23 protein-coding genes are annotated in these 19,943 nt (G+C 67.5%); 16 read left to right on the top strand and 7 right to left on the bottom strand.

Annotation, left to right across the window (positions count from 1 at the left end; all coding sequences use genetic code 11):
- The first annotated feature begins 171 nt into the window (after positions 1 to 171).
- Positions 172 to 1,173 carry a class II fructose-bisphosphatase gene (glpX, locus tag FHG54_RS13395; protein WP_139417712.1) on the top strand — a complete coding sequence of 334 codons (1,002 nt, stop codon included), beginning with the start codon at positions 172 to 174 and terminating at the stop codon, positions 1,171 to 1,173.
- Positions 1,174 to 1,255: 82 nt separating this feature from the next.
- Positions 1,256 to 2,635: an MFS transporter gene (locus FHG54_RS13390; RefSeq protein ID WP_233437778.1), complete on the top strand. Its 1,380-nt coding sequence runs from the start codon at positions 1,256 to 1,258 to the stop codon at positions 2,633 to 2,635.
- A 105-nt stretch (positions 2,636 to 2,740) separates the two neighbouring features.
- Here the strand turns inward: FHG54_RS13390 and FHG54_RS13385 are convergent, their stop codons facing one another.
- Positions 2,741 to 4,102: a DNA recombination protein RmuC gene (locus FHG54_RS13385; protein ID WP_139417711.1), complete on the bottom strand. Its 1,362-nt coding sequence runs from the start codon at positions 4,100 to 4,102 to the stop codon at positions 2,741 to 2,743.
- A 61-nt stretch (positions 4,103 to 4,163) separates the two neighbouring features.
- The gene (locus FHG54_RS13380) at positions 4,164 to 4,781 is read right to left on the bottom strand and encodes an exonuclease domain-containing protein (protein WP_139417710.1); all 618 of its coding nucleotides are present in this window, start codon (positions 4,779 to 4,781) and stop codon (positions 4,164 to 4,166) included.
- A gap of 126 nt (positions 4,782 to 4,907) precedes the next feature.
- Between FHG54_RS13380 and FHG54_RS13375 the strand changes: the two genes are divergently transcribed.
- Complete coding sequence (locus FHG54_RS13375) at positions 4,908 to 5,705, top strand: class I SAM-dependent methyltransferase (RefSeq protein ID WP_233437777.1); 798 nt, start codon at positions 4,908 to 4,910, stop codon at positions 5,703 to 5,705.
- Between the two features lie 25 nt (positions 5,706 to 5,730).
- A complete protein-coding gene (ychF, locus tag FHG54_RS13370; protein WP_139417709.1) occupies positions 5,731 to 6,804 on the top strand; it encodes a redox-regulated ATPase YchF in 1,074 nt (357 codons plus the stop codon).
- 76 nt (positions 6,805 to 6,880) lie between these two features.
- On the opposite strand, the gene FHG54_RS13365 is transcribed toward ychF, so the two are convergent.
- On the bottom strand, positions 6,881 to 7,369 hold the full coding sequence (locus tag FHG54_RS13365; RefSeq protein WP_139417708.1) for a DUF6194 family protein: 489 nt from the start codon (positions 7,367 to 7,369) through the stop codon (positions 6,881 to 6,883).
- A gap of 42 nt (positions 7,370 to 7,411) precedes the next feature.
- On the opposite strand from FHG54_RS13365, the gene FHG54_RS13360 reads away from it, so the two are divergent.
- From FHG54_RS13360 to FHG54_RS13335, 6 genes are all read left to right on the top strand, one after another.
- Positions 7,412 to 8,170, top strand: coding sequence for a MerR family transcriptional regulator (locus tag FHG54_RS13360; protein WP_139417707.1), 759 nt, complete (start codon positions 7,412 to 7,414; stop codon positions 8,168 to 8,170).
- A 137-nt stretch (positions 8,171 to 8,307) separates the two neighbouring features.
- On the top strand, positions 8,308 to 8,550 hold the full coding sequence (locus FHG54_RS13355; protein ID WP_139417706.1) for a type II toxin-antitoxin system prevent-host-death family antitoxin: 243 nt from the start codon (positions 8,308 to 8,310) through the stop codon (positions 8,548 to 8,550).
- 12 nt (positions 8,551 to 8,562) lie between these two features.
- Complete coding sequence (locus FHG54_RS13350; RefSeq protein WP_139417705.1) at positions 8,563 to 8,820, top strand: type II toxin-antitoxin system RelE family toxin; 258 nt, start codon at positions 8,563 to 8,565, stop codon at positions 8,818 to 8,820.
- 400 nt (positions 8,821 to 9,220) lie between these two features.
- Positions 9,221 to 9,859, top strand: coding sequence for an alpha/beta fold hydrolase (locus FHG54_RS13345; protein WP_233437776.1), 639 nt, complete (start codon positions 9,221 to 9,223; stop codon positions 9,857 to 9,859).
- Positions 9,860 to 10,046: 187 nt separating this feature from the next.
- On the top strand, positions 10,047 to 10,271 hold the full coding sequence (gene vapB, locus FHG54_RS13340; protein ID WP_139417704.1) for a type II toxin-antitoxin system VapB family antitoxin: 225 nt from the start codon (positions 10,047 to 10,049) through the stop codon (positions 10,269 to 10,271).
- Complete coding sequence (locus FHG54_RS13335) at positions 10,262 to 10,681, top strand: PIN domain nuclease (RefSeq protein ID WP_139417703.1); 420 nt, start codon at positions 10,262 to 10,264, stop codon at positions 10,679 to 10,681. The genes vapB and FHG54_RS13335 overlap by 10 nt, the downstream gene beginning before the upstream one ends.
- A gap of 540 nt (positions 10,682 to 11,221) precedes the next feature.
- Here the strand turns inward: FHG54_RS13335 and FHG54_RS13330 are convergent.
- From FHG54_RS13330 to FHG54_RS13320, 3 genes are all read right to left on the bottom strand, one after another.
- Entirely contained in the window at positions 11,222 to 11,677 is a 456-nt protein-coding gene (locus tag FHG54_RS13330; protein ID WP_233437775.1) for a class I SAM-dependent methyltransferase, read from the bottom strand.
- A gap of 182 nt (positions 11,678 to 11,859) precedes the next feature.
- A complete protein-coding gene (locus FHG54_RS13325) occupies positions 11,860 to 12,447 on the bottom strand; it encodes a hypothetical protein (RefSeq protein WP_139417702.1) in 588 nt (195 codons plus the stop codon).
- Positions 12,448 to 12,465: 18 nt separating this feature from the next.
- On the bottom strand, positions 12,466 to 13,737 hold the full coding sequence (locus FHG54_RS13320; RefSeq protein WP_139417701.1) for a glutaminase: 1,272 nt from the start codon (positions 13,735 to 13,737) through the stop codon (positions 12,466 to 12,468).
- Positions 13,738 to 14,074: 337 nt separating this feature from the next.
- Here FHG54_RS13320 and FHG54_RS13315 point away from each other — a divergent pair, with 337 nt between their 5' ends.
- From FHG54_RS13315 to FHG54_RS13300, 4 genes are all read left to right on the top strand, one after another.
- Complete coding sequence (locus tag FHG54_RS13315) at positions 14,075 to 14,257, top strand: CsbD family protein (RefSeq protein ID WP_139417700.1); 183 nt, start codon at positions 14,075 to 14,077, stop codon at positions 14,255 to 14,257.
- A 131-nt stretch (positions 14,258 to 14,388) separates the two neighbouring features.
- Positions 14,389 to 15,261, top strand: a complete 873-nt coding sequence (locus tag FHG54_RS13310) for a DNA-formamidopyrimidine glycosylase family protein (RefSeq protein ID WP_139417699.1) — start codon at positions 14,389 to 14,391, stop codon at positions 15,259 to 15,261.
- A 101-nt stretch (positions 15,262 to 15,362) separates the two neighbouring features.
- On the top strand, positions 15,363 to 15,884 hold the full coding sequence (locus FHG54_RS13305) for an RNA polymerase sigma factor (RefSeq protein ID WP_139417698.1): 522 nt from the start codon (positions 15,363 to 15,365) through the stop codon (positions 15,882 to 15,884).
- A gap of 81 nt (positions 15,885 to 15,965) precedes the next feature.
- Complete coding sequence (locus tag FHG54_RS13300; protein ID WP_139417697.1) at positions 15,966 to 17,333, top strand: hypothetical protein; 1,368 nt, start codon at positions 15,966 to 15,968, stop codon at positions 17,331 to 17,333.
- A 93-nt stretch (positions 17,334 to 17,426) separates the two neighbouring features.
- Here the strand turns inward: FHG54_RS13300 and FHG54_RS13295 are convergent, their stop codons facing one another.
- Positions 17,427 to 18,047, bottom strand: coding sequence for a hypothetical protein (locus FHG54_RS13295; protein ID WP_139417696.1), 621 nt, complete (start codon positions 18,045 to 18,047; stop codon positions 17,427 to 17,429).
- Between the two features lie 349 nt (positions 18,048 to 18,396).
- Here FHG54_RS13295 and FHG54_RS13290 point away from each other — a divergent pair, with 349 nt between their 5' ends.
- Positions 18,397 to 19,257: an Fpg/Nei family DNA glycosylase gene (locus tag FHG54_RS13290; RefSeq protein ID WP_139417695.1), complete on the top strand. Its 861-nt coding sequence runs from the start codon at positions 18,397 to 18,399 to the stop codon at positions 19,255 to 19,257.
- 25 nt (positions 19,258 to 19,282) lie between these two features.
- A complete protein-coding gene (locus FHG54_RS13285) occupies positions 19,283 to 19,861 on the top strand; it encodes a GNAT family N-acetyltransferase (protein ID WP_139417694.1) in 579 nt (192 codons plus the stop codon).
- Positions 19,862 to 19,943: the final 82 nt, after the last annotated feature.

Here is a 19,943-nt window from a genome sequence, read left to right as displayed (position 1 = left end):
TTCCACACGAACCGTCGTCGTGCGATTCACGTCGAATCGTAAGAATGCACGATCTTTCACCGCGATTCGCTCCGTTCCCGGCCGCCGCGACGGCGTCCATCGTTAGTCTCGAACTGAACCGACGCCGCGGTCGGAACAGGGCCGCAACCGATCCACCCCGGAGGACCCGCCATGGTGAGCACCGACACCGCAAGTCTGTTCTTGCACCCCGACCGCAATATCGCACTCGAACTCGTTCGGGCGACCGAGGCCGCCGCGATCCGTTCGTACCCCTGGGTCGGTCGAGGCGACAAGCTCGGCGCCGACGGGGCTGCCGTCGACGCGATGCGCGCGTTCCTCGGCACGGTGAACTTCGACGGCGTCGTCGTCATCGGCGAGGGCGAGAAGGACGAAGCGCCGATGCTCTTCAACGGCGAGCGGGTCGGCAACGGCCGCGGGCCTGCCTGCGACATCGCCGTCGATCCGATCGACGGCACCTCGCTCACCGCCGCCGGGCGCCAGAACGCGCTCTCGGTCATCGCCGTCTCCGATCGCGGCTCGATGCTCGACGCGTCATCCGTCTTCTACATGGACAAGATCGTCACGGATGCCGCGGGCATCGGCGTCGTCGACATCCGCCGGCCGATCGGCGAGAATCTGCGGGCGCTCGCCGCGGCCAAGGGCAAGCAGGTCGGCGAGATGCGGGTCGCCGTGCTCAACCGCCCGCGTCACGAGCAGCTCATCGCCGACATCCGCGCCGCCGGCGCCGGCACCCGTCTCATCAGCGACGGCGACGTCGCCGGCGGTATCAATGCGGCGCGCTACGACTCGCGCATCGACATGTGCGTCGGCATCGGCGGCAGCCCCGAGGGCATCACGACCGCGTGTGCGATCAAGGCGCTCGGCGGTTTCATGCAGGGGCGGCTCGCCCCGGGCGACGACGCCGAACGAGCTCGCGGCGAGGCCGCAGGCCTCGACTGCGACCAGGTCTACGAACTCGACGAACTCGTGAGGGGCGACAACACCTTCTTCGTCGCGACGGGCGTGACCGACGGCGAACTCGTCGACGGCGTCTCGCGCAAGGGGCCGATCATCCGTACCGAGTCGATCGTGTTGCGCGGCAAGTCGGGCACGATCCGGCGCGTGCGGGCCGACCACCTCGTCGAGAAGTGGCTCGTCGACGACGTGCTCTGAGCTCCATGGCGAGTGGTCATCCGCCTGAGGCGTTCGCTCCCGGCGCAGCGCCGATGACGTCGGCCCGCGCCATGATGGACGGGTGACCACCACCGCTCGACTTCCGCGCGCACTCATGCCGTTCGGTTCGGGGCAGTACCGGCTGCTCACTGCTGCCCTCGCAGCGTCGCTCCTGAGCGCAGGGGCGTGGATCGTCGCCGCGGTCTGGCAGGTCGTCGAGCTCGGGGGCACGCCCATCGACCTCTCGTTCGTGGCCGTCGGATCGAGCCTCGGGCTCGTGCTCGCGGTGCTCTTCGGCGGTGTCGCCGCCGACCGCATCCCGCAGCGCCGCATCCTCCTCATGGTCGAGGTCGTGCGGGGCGCCGGATTCTCGGTCGCCACGTTCCTCGCCATCACCGGGGTCGTCGAAGTCTGGCATCTCGCCGTCATCTCGTTCGTACTGGGTCTGGCCGACGGGTTCTTCTACCCCGCGTACTCGGCGTGGTTGCCTGCCCTCCTGCCCGAGCAGCAATTGCTCGCCGCCAATGGCATCGAGGGCGTGCTTCGCCCGACGGCGATGAATGCGGCCGGCCCGGCGGTGGCGAGCGCACTCATCGCGGTCCAGGGGCCGTGGCTCGCCTTCGCGGTGGTCGCCGGCCTGCAGGTGGTCGCGGCGGCCGTGCTCGGCGTCATGCGCACGACCGCCGTGCGGCGCGAGATCGATGGTCCGTCGGTGCATCCGGTGCGCCAGACCTTCATCGACCTGCGCGACGGCTTCTCGTACCTGCTGCGCACCCGCTGGTTGTTCGCGACGCTCGTCTTCTCGATCCTGCTCGTGTTCGTCATCATGGGCCCGGTCGAAGTGCTGCTGCCGTTCGCAGTGAAAGATCAGACCGGCGGCGGTGCGGGCGCGTTCGCGCTCGCGCTCGCCGCGTTCGGCGTGGGCGGGGCCATCGGCTCGCTCGCCGTCGCCTCGATGCGGCTACCCCGGCGCTACCTCACGCTGATGATCCTCGCCTGGGGGTTCGGCGGGCTCCCGCTCGCGATCATCGGCTTCACCTCGTGGCTCTGGGTGATGGTCGCAGCCCTGTTCATCTGCGGACTGCTGTTCTCGGGGGCGAGTGTCGTCTGGGGCACACTGTTGCAGCGTCGCGTGCCGCCCTCGATGCTCGGGCGTGTGTCGAGCCTCGACTTCTTCGTCTCGCTCGCACTCATGCCGATCTCGATGGCCGTCGCCGGCCCTGTGGGGGAGTGGATCGGCATCGCGCCGGCCTTCCTCATCGCGGGACTCGTGTCGCCGCTGCTCGCGATCGGCACGCTCGCCTTCGCCCGTCTCGGCCGAGACGAGCTCGCACACCCGCTCGACGCGACCGTCGACACCGAACCCGTGACCGGTGCCGGAGCGGCGGCCGGATTCGAGCCGCCCGTCGATGAGGTACCTCGATCTGACGGCGGTATGCGCGCAGACTCCGAAGCCGGATGATCCACCGATCGACCGGGGCGCGGGTCTCATGGCCCACCGATGGGCGGGCCGGCTCGTCGGATCTGGTCAGGGCCGTTCGTCAGTGCTGCTCGTCAGTGCTGCTCGTCAGTGCTGCTCATCTGCAGGCGCATCGAGCTGGCGGCGCAGTTCGGGGTCGAGGTCGGCCCCGGTGGTGGAGACGAGTTCGTACGCCGTGAGTTCGCGCGGTGCCTCTTCGATGCCCGAGAGCGGCGCGAGCACCTTCGACTCGTCGAGCGCACCGAGCTTGCGCGCGGTGGGCAGCACCTGGCGCTCGAGTGAGCCGACGAACGCGTTGTAGTCTTTCACGCTGCGCTCGATGGTGCGGCCGAGCTTCTCGATGTGGCCCGCTGTCGTCGAGAGGCGCGAGTACAGTTCGCGACTGAGGTCGAACAAGGTCTTCGCTTCGTTCGTGAGCACATCTTGCTGCCACGAGAACGCGACCGTCTTCAGGACCGACCACAGCGTGACCGGCGAGGCGAGCGCGACCCGCTTCGAGAACGCGAACTCCATGATGGTCGGGTCGGCCTCCATCGCCGCGGAGACGAGCGACTCGCTCGGGATGAATGCGATGACGAGTTCGGGGGAGGCCTCGAGCCCGTTCCAGTAGCCCTTCGAGCCGAGCGCGGTGATGTGTGCGCGCACGGCCGCGACGTGCTGCTTCATGAACTCCGCCCGTTGCGCGCCATCGGCGCCTCCAGCGGTGGCTGGGATCTGGCTCGCTTCGAGGTAGGCGTTGAACGGCACCTTCGCGTCGACGGCGATCGACTTGCCGCCGGGCAGACGCACGACCATGTCGGGGCGACCGTGGCCGGAGTCGCTCGAGATGCTCGATTGCACATCGAAGTCGACCCGTTCGATGAGGCCGGCGGCCTCGACGACACTGCGAAGCTGGGTCTCACCCCACACCCCGCGAGTGCTGTTGGAACGCAGCGCAGAGGCCAGGGACTCCGCCGTGGAGCGCAGTCGCTCTTCGGACTCGGCGGCCGACTTCAGTTGCTGGCTGAGTTCGCCGTGCTGCAGGCTGCGCTGCGACTCGAGTTGGGTGACCTTGGACTGCATGTCGCTGAGCGACTGCTTCACCGGTGCGAGGGCCTGGAGCACCTTGCTCTCGGCGGCCTCGCGCGCTTCACGCGCCTGCTGCTCGGTGCGGTGCTGCTCGACGATCTCACGCTGCTGGTGCTGGGCGGCGACGATCTGCTCGCGGAGCGCCTCGGCGGTCGCCTGGGTGGCGGCGAGTTCTTCGCGGAGCAGTGACTTCGCGGCCTCTTCACCCGCGCGCACCTCGGCGAGCTGCGCCTGCAGACGCGCCTCGATGAGCGCCGGATCTTCGGCGATCGGCGCCTCGGCGGCCGAACGCGCGGTGCGACGCTGCATGAGCAGCGCGACGACGAGTGCACCGATGGCGCCGCCGGTCAGGAGGCCGATGATGAGGGCGAAGATGTCCATGTCGACAGTGTCGCAGGAGCCGCCGACATCGTGGGTGACGACGCCGGAGGGTCTCGAGACCCTACTGCAGCGCCATCGGGCCGTGCGCCGCCCGGTCTTCGTGCGTGGCGACGGGCCCGATCGCGCCGACCTTCACCCGGGTGATGTGCGCGAGCCGTTCGAGGTCGTCGGCGTCGTGGCGTGCAGCGGCGTGCACCATGATCGCGGCGCACGCCTCGGCGTCGGCGAGGGCGTCGTGATGCGAGAACCCCTCGAAGCCCGCCGCCATCGCCGCGACCGGCAGGCGATAGGAGTCGAGGTGGTAGGTGCGCCGGGCGACCTGCAGGCTGCAGAGGTAGCGGAAGTCGGGCACCGGGAGGCCGAGCGCCGTCGAGGTCTTGGCGATGACGCCCATGTCGAAGCCGGCGTTGTGTGCGACGAGCAGGTCGTCGCCGGCGAACTCCCGCAGCGCGGGCAGGTGCACCGACCAGTCGTCGGCATCGGCCACCTGCTCGGGGGTGATGCCGTGGATGCGCACGTTCCACTCCGAGAACTCATTGTGCGGGAAGGGCGGGCGGATGTAGCGATGCTCGCGCTCGACGACTCGGCCGTCTCGCACCTTCACCATTCCCACAGAGCACGCGGAGGCGCCAGAGGAATTGGCGGTTTCGAAGTCGATCGCGGTGAAGTCCACTGGCACACAGGCATCGTCGCATGCCCGCCCGACACGGCCGGGTGCCCGCGCCGAGAACACCGAGGTTGACGGATGCCCCGGCAGGGCATGGAATGGCGGTGGTGGAGCGGGGATGAGCTCAGGGAGCGGAGCATGAGAATGCACGAAGACGCGGGAGCGACCCCCGGACCCGGGCTCGTCGCCGACCCGGCCGACCCCGCGACGCGAGAGAGTGCGCGCTCGTTCGGCGCCGCGGCATCCGTCTACCACCGGGCCCGGCCCGGGTACCCGGCCGACGCGATCGCCTGGCTGATCGGCGACGCGACGCGGGTGCTCGACCTCGGTGCTGGCACCGGCAAGCTCACCGAGGCGCTCGTCGCCCTCGACCGCGAGGTGATCGCGGTCGATCCGGTCGAGGAGATGCTCGACGAACTCGAAACCGCGGTGCCCGGCGTGCCGCGCATCCTCGGCACGGCCGAGGACATCCCCCTGGGGGACGGTGCGGTCGACGCCGTGGTCGCCGGGCAGGCGTGGCACTGGTTCATCCCCTCGCGGGCGATCCCCGAGATCGCACGGGTGCTGCGGCCGGGCGGCGTGCTGGGACTCGCGTGGAACAGCCGCGACATCCGTGCCGACTGGCTGCGCCAGGCCGGCGAGATCATGCACGAACGCCGCGATGCGAGCACCACCTTCGAGACGTACGTCGCGGTCGGGCCGCCGTTCGGCGCCATCGAGGAATACACGGTCGAATGGGTCGAGCGGATGTCTCGGCGGCGGTTTCTCGATCTGGTGCGCTCGCGCTCGTACTACATCACCGCGTCCGGTGCCGAGCAGGATGCGACGCGTGCAGCCCTCGAGACACTCCTCGAGACCCATCCCGACCTCGCGGGCGCCGACGAGCTCGAAGTGCCGTACGTCACGCACTGCTACCGCACGCGGCTGCCCGGTTAGGCGCGCCCGGGTACGATAGACCCCCGTGGCTCTCACTATCGGCATCGTCGGCCTGCCCAACGTCGGCAAGTCCACCCTGTTCAACGCCCTCACCAAGAACCAGGTGCTCGCGGCGAACTATCCGTTCGCGACGATCGAACCGAACATCGGCGTGGTGAACCTGCCCGACCCGCGGCTCGAGACGCTCGCCGGCATCTTCGGCTCCGAACGCATCCTGCCCGCTGCCGTGTCGTTCGTCGACATCGCCGGCATCGTGCGCGGCGCCTCGGAGGGTGAGGGCCTCGGCAACAAGTTCCTCGCCAACATCCGCGAGGCCGATGCGATCGCTCAGGTCGTGCGCGGCTTCACCGACGACGATGTCGTGCACGTCGAGGGCGCGGTCGACCCGAAGGCCGACATGGAGACGATCAACACCGAGCTGATCCTCGCCGACCTCGAGACCCTCGAGCGCGCCATCCCGCGATACGAGAAGGAACTCAAGGGCAAGAAGATCGACCCCGCCGTGCTCGAAGCGGCGAAGGCCGCGCAGGAGGAGTTGCAGAAGGGCACGCCGCTCTCCGCGGCATCCGTCGACCTGACACCCATCAGGGAACTCGGCCTCTTGACGGCCAAGCCCTTCATCTATGTCTTCAACGTCGACGAGGCGGTGCTGACGGATGACGCGAAGAAGGCCGCGCTCGCGGCGCTCGTCACGCCCGCAGAGGCCGTCTTCCTCGACGCGAAGATCGAGTCGGAGCTCATCGACCTCGACCCGGCCGACGCCGCGGAACTGCTGGCTTCGACGGGGCAGGATGAGTCGGGCCTCGACCAGCTCGCCCGCATCGGGTTCGACACGCTCGGCCTGCAGACCTATCTGACGGCGGGGCCCAAGGAGTCGCGCGCCTGGACGATCCCGAAGGGGGCGAAGGCGCCGCAGGCCGCCGGCGTCATCCACACCGACTTCGAGCGCGGCTTCATCAAGGCCGAGGTCATCTCGTTCGACGACCTCGTCGAGACCGGTTCAGTCGCCGAGGCCCGCGCCAAGGGCAAGGCTCGTATGGAGGGCAAGGACTATGTCATGCACGACGGCGACGTGGTGGAGTTCCGCTTTTCGAACTGAACCTCTGTGGGCCGCCGAGGACCCGGAGCTGAGGCGATGACCCACAGCTTGGCGAGCGTGTTGTCGGCGACCACGGTTACCCGTTCTGCGAGGCGTCGCCTCGGCTCTGGCGGCGCTCGACGCGTCGCTGGTCGTCCTGATGGGCGATGCGCAGAGCCTCCAAAGCTCGTTCGGTGGTGGCGTCGGCCGGGTTGACGATGCACACCCACCCGTATGTGCCGTACAGAGGGTGCGGCAGGAACGTGTCCGTGACACTGTAATCCACAGCGGCTTCGTCGATCTCGTCAGGCTGGTGGCCGAGGAGGTCGGTGAAGATGTTCGTTCCGACGTGGATGTTCAGTCGCCACCGGTCCTCGTCGTCGAGTCGGCTTTCTTCGTCGTCCGGGTAGTTCTTCGTGACGATCGTCGCGTAGGGCTGACGGTTGCGCGGCACCTGGCCGTCCGGGGCGTAGTAGAAGAAGTGGTCGCCCCACGAGACCGTCGGATGCTCGCTCCCTGGCAGCGGGGCGAGTTCGAGGAGGCCGTCGAAGGTTCGGATCTCTGAGAGGATCTGTGTCATGTTCATGCTTCAAGTGTGGAGTTGAAGTGCTTATGGAGGGTTGTCCACGTGGCGCGAACGACTGGCTCGGAGCTTGAGTGGTACACGACGAGTCAGGTTGCCGCAGCTTCCAGTTATTCGGTGCAACAGATTCGCGACCTCGAGCGCTTGGGAGTGATTCCGTCATCTGCTCGACAGAGCAACGGGTATCGGCGGTTCACCCGGATTCATGTCACCGCGCTGCGTGCCTACCGTGACCTCGCGATCTCGGTCGGTCCTGTGGCCGCGCGCGCAACGATGCAAGACATCCGACGCCTGCCCCACGACGAAGCCGTCGCCCGGATCGTGGTGCTCCACGTCGGTCTTGCGCGGCAGCGAGAGGACGCTCTCGCTGCGCTTCGCGCACTGGACTCCATCGTCGATGAAAGCGCAGACGAGCCGCCCGTCGTTCCGGGCGACTCGATGAGCATCACGGAACTCTCCGCTGCTCTCGGCGTGCGCGCCTCGACGCTCCGCTTCTGGGAGGCGGAAGGGCTGGTCGCGCCCGAGCGTGGCGGGTCTCAGTCGGTGCGGTGCTACCCGCCGGGTGCTGTGAGGGATGCACGGGTCGTCGCTGCCCTTCGCGCGGGTGGCTACCGCATTCCCGCGATCCACGGCGTCATGGTCTCCCTCCGCGACCTCGACAGCGCCACCGACGCCCGGGAGGCGCTCCGCAGTCAGCTGAGCAACATCGCCGCTCGCTCGGTCGCGCTTCTTCGAGCCGGCGCGGATCTCGCTGAGCTGCTGGAATCGCCTGCCCCGGGCAACGCCATGAGTCACTGTGGTTAGTCACCTCCGGCTTGCTAACCGCGGCGACGTGGTGGAGTTCAGGTTCTACGTGTAGTCGCGTTCCGGTTCAACCTCTGAGGCACTCGAGGGCATGCACGAACCTTGCGTACAACTTGTACAAGTCGTACGATAGATACATGACTTCAGCGACTCTTTCCCAGTTCCGCAGCCAGCAGAGCGACTACATCGCCGCTGCGCAGCGTGAGCCTGTCGAGATCACCTCCCGCGGTGCGGGTCGTCGTGCTGTCGTCGTGTCGCCCGAGTTCTTCGACCGTGCCATGCAGGCGCTGGAGGACCAGGCTGACATTCGCGCGGCAGCGGAAGCGCGCGAGGAGCCTCGTGTTCCTTTCGAAGAACTGATGGAAGAGCTTGGGCTTTGATCCCGGGCTGACGTGACGTACCGGATCATCATCGCGCGGGGAGCCGCGAAGACCTTTCGTGGGCTTCATCCACAGGTTGCTGCACGCCTGAAGGCTGCGATCCAAGAGCTCGCAGAAGATCCTCGTCCGCCGGGAAGTCTGCAGCTGAGCGGCGGTGACGGCGAGTTCCGCATTCGCGTCGGCGACTACCGGATCATCTACGACGTCCAGGATGATGAGCTTGTGGTCCTGGTGCTGCGAGTCGGTCACCGCCGGGAGGTCTATCGATGACGCGACCACGCGAGCAGACCGAAGGCAAGCTGATCCGGGATACCTGCGTACGGCTTTGTGAGTACCAGCGGCAACAGCATTGGCTGCCGGTGATTGCAGCAGCGGAGCAATGGCATCCGCTGTATCGGAGGCCGCTGAAGGCGTGGATGTACTGCACCCGGTCGACGATGCCGTCGTGTGGGTGAACGGCTTTGTCGGCGAATCGCCTCGGCCGGTCCTGCGACCACAGCTGAGGGTGCTCGCCGATGAGCGGGGTGACCACACGAATGCTCGATCATCGTGGAGTGACGATCTCTGTCACGGATCTCGGTGGTGAGGGGTCAGTAGTGCTTCTGCTTCACGGCTTGGCAGGAAGCTCTCGGGAGCTCTTGTCGACCGGGCGAGCGCTCAAGGGACTCGCGTGCTGTTGGTTGATCAGCGTGGCCATGGTCGGAGTACGCGCAGGCCGGATGATCTGTCGCGTGCCGCATTCGTAGGCGATGTCGTGGTAGTCATGGACGCCTTCGCGCCGGGGGAGGGGTGTGTCCTCGTCGGTCAGTCGATGGGCGCGCACACGGCCTTTCTCGCATCAGTCATGCAACCCGACCGCGTCCGGAGCCTGGTGATGCTCGAGGGGCATGTCGCCGGCAGCGACGATCCGGAAGAGGCTGCCGCGATCGGACGCTGGTTCGCCTCGTGGCCCACACCGTTTCCGGAAGATGCCGCGGCGCGGTCATTTCTCGGGGAGGATGCCATCGTCGACGCGTGGATCGCTGACCTCGAGGTCACCGAGCAGGGGCTCATGCCACGGTTCGATGCTGACATCGTGCAACGCACGCTCGAGGCTGTGCACGAGTCGCGCTGGCCCGAATGGGAGGGATTGAAGGTGCCCACGCTCGCGAAATTCGCGTCTCAGGGCATGTTCTCGGCATCCGCCAAGGATGAGCTCGTGCGTCGCCGACCCTCCACTGTTCGAGTCGACCTCAGTGGTGGCAGTCATGATGCCCACCTCGACGCTTTCGACGAGTGGATCGACGTGCTCACCCGCTGGCTCAACTGAGGTTGTTATCGACGGCGACGTGGTGGAGTTCCGCTTCAACGTCTAGTTGCGCCCTGTGCACTGTGACCTTCATGCCGCGCGAGGTGCGTCAGACGGGATCAATGAACTGCACTGGCTTGCTGTTCGGACGGGCGACGCTCGACTCCGCGAGTGATATCGCGATATCATTTTTCTGGAGGTGGTCACGATGTCGAACGTGCTGATCCGTGGACTGAGTGAGGCTGCCGTCGAGCACATCGATGCTGAGGCGGCGGCCCTCGGACTATCGCGCAACGAGTTCCTTCGTCGGCGACTCGAGCAGGACGCCTCGACTCCGGTCGCCGCGACGGTCACTGCCGATGACTGGAGTCGCTCGGCGGCGGCGTTCGAGGACCTTGCCGATCCTGACGTGATGGATGCGGCGTGGCGGTGACGAGCTGGCTGGTCGACAAGTCGGCATACGTGCGCATGCAGGGAGGTCAAGCGGAGAGCTTGGCTGAGTGGAACTCGCGCATCGAGCGTGGGCTGCTGCGTCTTTCGCCGGTGACGCGGCTCGAACTTGGCTTCTCTGCCCGTTCAGGTCAAGCAGGTCGCGAGGCTTTCGGGCTGCCCCCGCTGTCGCTCATGCCGATCGAGCACCTCACACCCGCGATGGAGGACCGCGCCTTCGAGGTGCAGATGCTCCTTGCCGACCGTGGCCAGCATCGCGCCCCGTCCATCCCGGATCTGCTCATCGCAGCGACCGCGGAGAAGGCTGGGCTGACGGTCTTGGCCGTTGACAAGGACTTCGAGCTCATTGCTGAGGTCACCGGGCAGCCCGTGGAGACGCTCGCACTGGTCTGACTCGTCTGGGTCGTGCCATCAGGTTATGAGACGGCCGTACGTGCCGGAACCCGGTGGAGTTCCGCTTCAACGTGTAGTCGCGTTCCGCATCAACGTCTGGTTCGTGTGCCTGGATCTCCCTGTGTGCCGGATCCGGTCCTTCAGGATCGTCAGCGAGTGCTCCCACCCGATCCGCTCCCTGGTCCCGGGCCATGCCGCTGGGCCACACGTCCACCTGTGATCCGGCGAGGCCGATTCGCCACCCGTACGGTTCCAACTGTTCGCGCACGAGGCACAATGCCTCGAACGCGTCGTTCGCTCGAGCTTCAGCCGTACCGAACGCTGGGCACACGATTGGCACCGCCCAGCGGTAGTCCTCGATCAGCTGCCACTCGATCGTCGCATCGTGGACGATGCTCTCGCGAGAGACTCGAAGCAGCTGCGGACTCGTCAACCAGTACGGCAACGTGTTCAACTCCATTCTCAGGGACGCGGGTGAGAGGTTCGAGGGCCGGGCCTGCGGCGATGCGGGATCATCCTCGATCGCGGTCGGTGCGGTGGTCAACCGTTGGTGCTGTGCGGCTTCCGAATGGCAGTGATGAAGCCATGCGTGCGCGCGTGGGGAGCGGTGCGCCGGTCTGCCCCGGTGACCGTGAACCCGCACGCCTCGATGCGCGCGGACAAGAGCTCCAGCGGCCAGTAGTAGGCCGTCGTCACGGCGTGGTCGAACGATGCGAGTTCCGGCCCCTCGAAGAAGCCGAGTGCCAACCCGCCGCCCGGGCGGAGGCCACGTGCGAACTCGGTCAGGGCGGAGTTGATGAGCGCTGGATCGATGTGGATGAGGGAGTACCACGCGAGGATGCCGCCGAGGCTTTCGTCATCGACGTCGAGGTGCTCGGCCTGTCCGATCCGAAAGCGGCGCCCATGCGAGCACAGCGGTCCGATCCGCTTCGGCCGCGGCGTCGATCCCGCCGAACAGCTCGATGTATTCCGCTGATCGCGCACCGTACGCGTCACGCACCGTACGCGTCACGCACCTTCGAGACAGTGATGATTGACTCAACCTTCGGATTTCGAATGCAAGGGTGTACGAAACGTGTAGCCGTCGGGCGGGAGCGGGGGCATCCCTTCGAAGCGATCAGGTCGCGGCCACGCGGGGACCTGCTCGATCGCACCGCCGTAGGCCTCGATCGTGTGGGTCACGACATCGCAACTCGCTTGCAGGAAACCTCAACCCCCATCATTCGGAGTGACGGACCCTTCTGGGTGGACCACATCGCCCCGGAACGGTTGGTCGATGAGAACGGATCTGCGCCGTGACTGAGACGATCGCGGAGCGACTTCATATCAGCGAGGTACGTTCGTGTCTCCTCAGTGCCCCGATAGCGACGCCATTCGCAGTACTGACCGCTTTCAGGCGCCGTCGGCGGCACGAGCGTGCACAGGCTCCACCGCTTCGTGAAGAGCGACACATCGTGTTCCCGCTGTGCAGTTTGGCGGATCTTATCGACGTTCAGTGGCATCGGGCGGTTGTCTGTCGGTGGCAGCACCGCGTTGAAGAATGCCTCCAAGGGGGCGTAGGCGAGCATGAACGCTCCCCAACGAAGCGTATGTTGGCCGGGCCCTTGGAGCGTCGCGCCTTCCGGTAAGGTGGCGTCGCGTAGACGGCCGTGCAAGGTGATCATCTCAGCCGGGATCTTCATTCGCTCGGAAACGACCCTCGCCGCATCGAGCACCTTGTCAAGTCGGATGTGGGCCTCTGGGCGGCGTGCGTCGTGCGACGGCATAGTTCTCGTTCCGTTGTTCTATCGATCCGTTGCATCCATGTGCTCGCTCGTCCAGCGCTCGACCGCGCGCCCATGACTGTCGCGAAAGCCGGGAATGGTGTTCTCAGGGTCGATGAGGGCGATCTGATGCCCCTCGTCGATGAGCTTGGCTGCCGTCTCAGCTGAGGTTCGGCGGGCCACCGGCAGCACCTCGTCGACGCGGCTCATGTCGAAGACCACGAGCTCGGTCGGGGGTGGGTTGTCGATGAGCTCCCGCACGAGCGACTCGATGCTGCTGAGCACGAGGTCACCCTGCAGCACGTAGACCGTCGCCGGTCGTCCGTCCACCGAGGTGGTTCGCGTCTCGCGCAACGATGACCGCGCCGGCCGGCTCGCTTCCATGAGATGCAAGCCGAGGTCGTCGGAGAGCAGCTTCATCATCTCGACGCCTCGTGCACTGTTTCCGTGCGCGTCGAGGCGTGGCGAGAAGACGGCGACGCCGACTTGTCCCGGGAGGACGCCGATGATGCCGCCGGCGACCCCGCTCTTCGCGGGAATCCCCACCGTGGTCAGCCAGTCTCCGGCGGCGTCGTACATGCCGCACGAGGTCATCACGCTGAGCAGGTGCCTGGTGCCCATCCTGCTGAAGACTCGTTCGCCGGTGTTCGGCTGCACCCCGCCGTTCGCGAGCGTGGCAGCCATCAGGGCGAGGTCGCGCACGTTCACCGATGCCGCGCATTGGCGGATGTAGCCGGTGACGACTGTTCGGGGATCTTGCCGCAGGGCGTTCGAAGCGTGCAACAGATAGGCGAGTCCGAGGTTGCGATCGCCGGTCTCGAGTTCAGAGGCGGCAACGACCTCGTCGATCTCGATCGGGCGTTCAGCGAGGCGTGAGAACAGCGCGAGCATCCGATCGACACACGCATCTTCGTCGTCGCCGATGAGCGAGTGGGTTGTGATCGCTCCGGCGTTGATCATGGGATTGCGGGGTTTGCCGGTCTCGGGGTCCAACGACAGCTCGTTGAATGCTTCGCCACTGGGCTCGACGCCGATGCGATCGAGAACCGTCTCCAGCCCGTGGGTCTCGATCGCCAACGCGTAGGCGAACGGCTTGGACATCGACTGGATGGTGAACCGGTGCTCGGCATCGCCGCTGGCGTAGACCGTGCCGTTCACTGTGCTCATCGCGACCGCGACGCGGTTCGGATCGGCCGCACCGAGCTCGGGGATGTAGTCGGCGACCGCCCCGGAATCGACGTGGTTCGTCGCGGCGATGATGTCGGCAAGATACTCGGTGATCGGGGATTGCATGCTCATCTCTCGTCGAGGTGCGGTCAGCGCGAGTCGGCCGTGGAATCAGCCTTCGCGAATGGTCATCTTGGCGAGTCTGTCACCGTCGGGAATCGCTGGTGTCGTCATGCCTCAATCCTTGTTTCGTCGACTGGTTCTGTCCAGATGTTCAGTGGACGTGCCGTCAACGATGCCAAATGGCGAGAAGCGCCCGTCGGCACCCACCGGCATCCGCGCGACCGTAGGCGCCCGCCGCCCCACTGTCAACCCGTTGTCGAGCACGAACCCGCGGGCCTACCGTCGAAGAGTCGACGCACCGAACAGGTGCGAAGGAGCCGAACCGACGGAGGAGGACGCCATGAGTGCCAAGGACGATCTCGGCAACACCGCTGATCGAATCAAGGGCAAGGCCAAAGAGGGCATCGGCAAGATGACCGACAACGAGCGCCTCGAAGCCGAAGGAAAGGGCGACCAGGTCAAGGCTGACGCGAAGCAGGCAGCAGAGAAGGCCAAGGACGCCTTCAAGGACGGCACCAGGTAGTGCCGCACGACTGAAGGCCAGACCACGCCTCCCGAGGTGTGAGTCTGCAGGGGGAGCGGGTGTCGCGCTTGGGGGCGCGACACCCGCGCCGTTGGCTACCACGCCGCAGGCCGCTGTGCGAAGCTGGCGGCATGCCCGAGTCGCCCGAGGTGCAGGCGCTCGTCGAGAATCTCGGCGAGCGGTTGGCGGGCCGTGAGATCACGGACGTCGACGTTGTGGAGTTCCGTACCGCCAAGACGCGCGCCCGCCCGCCGACATCGCTTCGCGGCGAACGTGTGACCGGCGCTGCACGTCACGGCAAGCATGTCGACCTCCACGTCGGCGATGCGCAGCACCTCGTGGTGTCGCTCGGCCGTCACGGCTGGGCACGATACGCGAGCGGCGCTGCGGAGGCATCCGTCGCCCGAGACGATGCAAGCACCGATGGCGACGCCCCGCCCACGCTCGTCGCGTTCACCTTCGACGATGGCACCGTCGTCGAATTGACGGATGCCGGTGACTGGGTGTCGCTCGGCTGCTGGGTCGTCGATGAGGCGCGCGAGGTGCCCGCAGTGGCGAAACTCGGATCCGACCCCGCCGACGCCGGCTTCACACGCGCCGACTTCGACCGCGTCGTCGCCGGGCGACGCAAGCAGGTCAAGGCCGTGCTGCAGGAGCAGGAGTCGCTTGCGGGCATCGGCAACGCCTACTCCGACGAGATCCTGCACCTCGCGAAGATCTCGCCCGTGGCGCACACCGCATCGCTGACCGAAGTCGAACTCGATCGCCTGTTCGATGCGACGGTCGGCACGATCGCCGGCGCGATCGAGCGTCAGCGCGGAGTGCCGATCGATCAGCTCAAAGCGACGAAGGTCGCCTCGATGCGGGTGCACGGCCGGGCCGGTGCTGCCTGCCCGGTCTGCGGCGACACCGTGGCCGACTTCTCGTTCGGGGGCACGACGGCGCAGTACTGCCCGACGTGCCAGACGGGCGGGGAGCGACTGCCGCTGCGCGCCGCGGAATAGTTCGTTCTCGTGCCATGCAAGACTCGCGGCTGACGCGACACATACCCGGTGTGAGGATCGCCAGCACCGCAGCCCGCGCAGATGCAGCCGAGGAGGTGGCGATGCCCGAGCCCGCAGTCCAGTCGGTGACGAGCGCGGATGCCGCGTGGTTCACCGCGGTCGTTCGCGAGCACTCGACCGCCCTCGTGCGCTACTTCGCCCGCCGAGGCCCGCGCCAGGACGCGGAGGATCTCGCCGCCGAGGTCTTCGCGACGGCGTGGCGTCGCCGTGCCGACGTGCCGCGCGAGGCGGTGCTGCCGTGGCTCTACCGCACCGCCGGATTCACGCTCGCGAACGCACGCCGGAAGCACGTCGACCTCCCCGTCGATGAGGTGCCCGAGAGCGGAAGCGTGCGGATCGAACACGACCCCGAACTCAGCGCGCTCTTCGACGCCGAGCTGCGGGGCGCGCTCGAGAGCGTCGGCGAGCGCGACCGTCGCATCCTGATGCTGCATGCCTGGGAGGGGCTGGACGGTCAGGAACTCGCTGAGGTGCTGGGCATCTCCCGTTCCGGAGCGGATGCTGCGCTCTCACGCGCCCGCAAGCGCCTCCGCGAGGCGTGGGGCCAGCGGATGTCGTTCTGAGCGTGGTCGTACCTGCGCTGCAAGGTTCGGCCGCCCCGGCACATATCCCCAAGTGAACCGCACGCACGAAGGGTGTTCGACATGAACGACGACAACGAGCTCGACCCGGTTGCGCGGCTGCGCGCCGCCGACCCCGCTGCAGGGGTCGAACCACGTGCGGAGTTCGGTGACGACGTCATCGCGCAGGCGACGGGGGTGTCGGCGGCCCCGGTCGAGGTCGCCGATCTCACCGCCGCGCGGGCGCGCCGCCGCCCGCGCTGGCCCGTGATCGCTGCGGTCGCGGCCTCGGTCGCGATCGTCGGCGGCGCCGGGTTCGGGTTGGGCGCGATGACGGGCGGGCAACCCGAGCTCTCTGCCGCACCGCCGATCTCGTTGCCGATGAGCGGCGCCCAGGGAGGCCCGACGCAGCAGGAGGCGGCGACATTCGACGCCGGCAGCCGCATGACGACCGCACCGGGCGTCAGCAGCATGATGATGCCCTACGGACTCGGCCGTAACAGCTTCAGCGCCTCGGGTCTTTCCACTGCCGGAGGCTCGGCCGCCGCGTACGCGTTCGATGCACGCGGTGCATCGAACACCGAGACCGTTGCCGAGCTGGCTGCGGCGCTCGGCGTCGGGGGTACCCCGGAGTCGAAGAACGGCAGTTGGACGGTCGGCTCGCCCGACGGCACCGGCCCGACCCTCTACGTCTCGCTCGACGGCACACTCGGCTTCTCGTACTCGAACCCGCAGGTCAACCCGTGGGGCTGCGGGCCGGCAGCGATCGAGCCGGCCGTGCCCGAGCAGGCTGTACCCGAGCAGGGTGCGTCCGAACCGGCCGCACCGGAGATGACCATTCCCGAGATGCCGGCCTGCCAGCCGCCGGCCTCCGAGCTGCCGAGCGAGGCGGCGGCGATCGATGCACTGCGGTCGCTCATCGCGGCGACCGGGCGTGACGCCGACGCCTTCGAGTACACCTCGCAGACGTGGGAGGGCGCGGTGACGCGGATGGCGCAGGCATGGCCCGTCGTCGACGGGCAGCGCATCGACCAGGCGTGGACGCTCGACCTCGCACAGGCCGGCATCGTCAGCGCCTCGGGGGCGCTCGCCGAGCTCGTCTCGATCGGCGACTACGACATCGTCAGCGAGCAAGCCGGGTTCGAGCGGCTCTCCGACCCGCGGTTCGGCGCGCAGATGACCGCCATGCCGTTCGCCGGGGAGGGTGCGCCGACCGATCTGATGGTCGAGGAGTGGGCGGCGCCGACCGAGCCGCCCGCGACCCCGGCGGCCGGAAGCACCCTCGCGTGGCCCGTGAACGACGTCGAGATCGTCGGCGTGCGGCTCGGGCTCTCGAGCCAGTGGCAGCCAGACGGCAGCGTGCTCGTCGTTCCGGCGTACGAGTTCACCGACGCCGACGGCGGCACGTGGTCGGTCGTCGCGGTTGCAGACGCCGAACTCGACTTCGAATAGCACTCCTCACACGACGAGACCGGGGTCGTGGAGGTTGCCATCCACGGCCCCGGTCTCGGGCGTTCTCGTGCTCCGCTTCGAAGCTCGTGCTTCTTATTCGAAGAGGGAGAGGGTGAGGCGGGCGGTGTAGTCGCCGGCGGCGACGGTTGCGGGGGTGCGGAGGAAGAGGCTCGCGTTCGCGGTCCACTGTCCTTCGGCGGCGATGTCGCCGGAGTCGAAGGCCATGGCCAGCAGCTCCTGGTCGACGAGGCCGACGTTGTCGGGTCCGGAGTCGAGGACGGTGTCGACCTGCTCGCCTTGGGAGACCTGGCCGGAGCTGCCGCCGTCGATGAGGTTCGGGGCCCAGCCGAGGTGCCCGGCGCCGATGGTGGGTTGTCCGGCGTCGCCGGTGAAGTCGGTCGAGGAGCCCACGACCGACCAGAAGGCGTCGTCGGGGATCTCGTCGGCGGTGCGGGTGTCGGTGACGGTGACGGTGGGCAGTGTGCCGGTGAACTGGCGCACGGTCGCCGTCGAGCCCTCTTCGGTGAGGGTGGTGGTGGTGTCGGCGACGCTCATGGCGAGGACGCCGGGTTCGTTGATCTCGGCGATCGAGACGTTGACGTCGACGCCGGCATCGTCGGGCTCGGCTGCCATCGCGATGCCGGCGACGCCGGCCAGCAGCATCGATCCGACCGTGACCGCGGCGCACCGGGCGACGAATCCAGACTTGCTCATTTCAGTTCTCCTCGTGGTGGGGATGGGGGATTGACGTGGTTCCGCCGATGAGGTGGCGGCGAACGGCCCGTCGGGGAGTGCACCGGTCAGCAGTGACCGTTGCAGGACAGGCGATTGGATCATGCGCGAGCTCCTTCACGGCGCTCGCGACCGCACAGAAGCGTGGCCGGCGTCGATGCCGTATGAATGATCAAGTGTGTTCCGTCACTTTGCACGATCGTGAAACGATCTGTCAAGAGTTGATCGAAAACAGTCCGTAATAATCATGAAACGTCATTATTGCCAGTGACGATCGGCGAAAGGGAGACGCGCCGGTGCCGATGTCGTCTGTCGGGTGCACGATGGTCGTGTGCCAGAGCTTCCCGAAGTCACGGCGCTCGTCGCGTTCCTCGACGGGCGGGCGACCGGGCACGCCGTGGCGTCACTTCGGGTCGCGGCGATCTCGGCGCTCAAGACCTTCGACCCGCCGCTGTCGGCCATCGAGGGTGAGCGCATCGAGCGGGTGCGTCGGCACGGCAAGTTCGTCGACCTCGACACGGGCGGGCATCACCTCGTCTTCCACCTCGCGCGCGCCGGCTGGCTGCGGTGGTACGACGAGGTGCCGTCGACGCTCGTGAAGCCCGGCAGGTCGTCGCTCGCGTTGCGGGTCCGGCTCGACGACGGCTCGGGATTCGACCTGACCGAGGCGGGCACGAAGAAGTCGCTCGCGGTGTACGTGGTGCGCGATCCGGCCGAGGTGCCGGGCATCGCGCGGCTCGGGCCGGATCCCACTGCATCAGACTTCACGCTCGCCGACTTCGCCGCCGTGCTCGAGGGGCGCCGCACGCAGATCAAGGGGGTGCTGCGCGACCAATCGGTGCTCGCGGGCATCGGCAACGCGTACTCCGACGAGATCCTGCACGCGGCGAAGATGTCGCCCTACGCGCTCGCGGCGAAGCTCACAGCCCAGCAGGTCGAGCACCTCTACCACGCGATGCGCGACACACTCGCCGAGGCGGTGGCCGCGGCATCCGGTCGCCCGCCTGCCGAACTCAAAGACGCCAAGCGCCGGGCGATGCGCGTGCACGGGCGCACCGGCGAGACCTGCGAGGTGTGCGGCGACACGATCCGTCAGGTGATCTTCGCCGACTCGACGTTCCAGTACTGCCCGGGCTGCCAGACGGGCGGCAAGCCGCTCGCCGATCGCGTGCTCTCCCGGCTCGTGAAGTAGCCGGCGACTCTGATATGCAGGAGGCATGACGACTCCCGACGTGCGATGGCCGCGCCGAGCCGGGCGGGTGACGCTGCGGCAACCGACGAACGCCGATCTCGACCAGATCCTCGAATGGCGCAACCGCCCGGAGGTCATCCGGTGGCTGCTCCGCACGCAGGTCGATCCCGAGGTCTTCCGTGCGAACTGGCTCGGCGGCGTCGACGACCCGAACGATCACTCCGCCGTGGCCGTCATCGGAGACGAGGTCATCGGCACCGGTTCGCTCTGGATCACCGACGGCATGGGCCAGAGCCACGTCGATCAGGGCCCATGGCGCCGCGCCGAGGCGGGTATCGGGTACATGCTCGATCCAGCGCACGCCGGCAACGGCTACGCCACCGACATCGCCCGCGCGCTGCTCGACCTCGCATTCGGCGAGCTCGGAGTGCATCGGGTCACTGCCGGTTGCTACGCCGACAACGTCGCCTCATGGCGTGTCATGGAGAAGCTCGGCATGCGACGTGAGCAGCAGGGTGTGCGCGACTCGTGGCACGCAGAGCTCGGATGGATCGATGGCTTGACGTACGCCATCCTCGATGAGGAATGGCGGGCGTCACGCTGACTCCCGATGCGGTGCCTCACAGCCGGCTGACTACAGTTGACCGGTGACCGCAACACTCGTGGCCCAGGGCCTCGCCGGTGGC

This window comes from Agromyces laixinhei (genome assembly GCF_006337065.1).
Lineage (GTDB): Bacteria > Actinomycetota > Actinomycetes > Actinomycetales > Microbacteriaceae > Agromyces > Agromyces laixinhei.
Note: the sequence above shows the minus strand (reverse complement) of the source record. Positions and strands in the feature narration are given on the sequence as shown.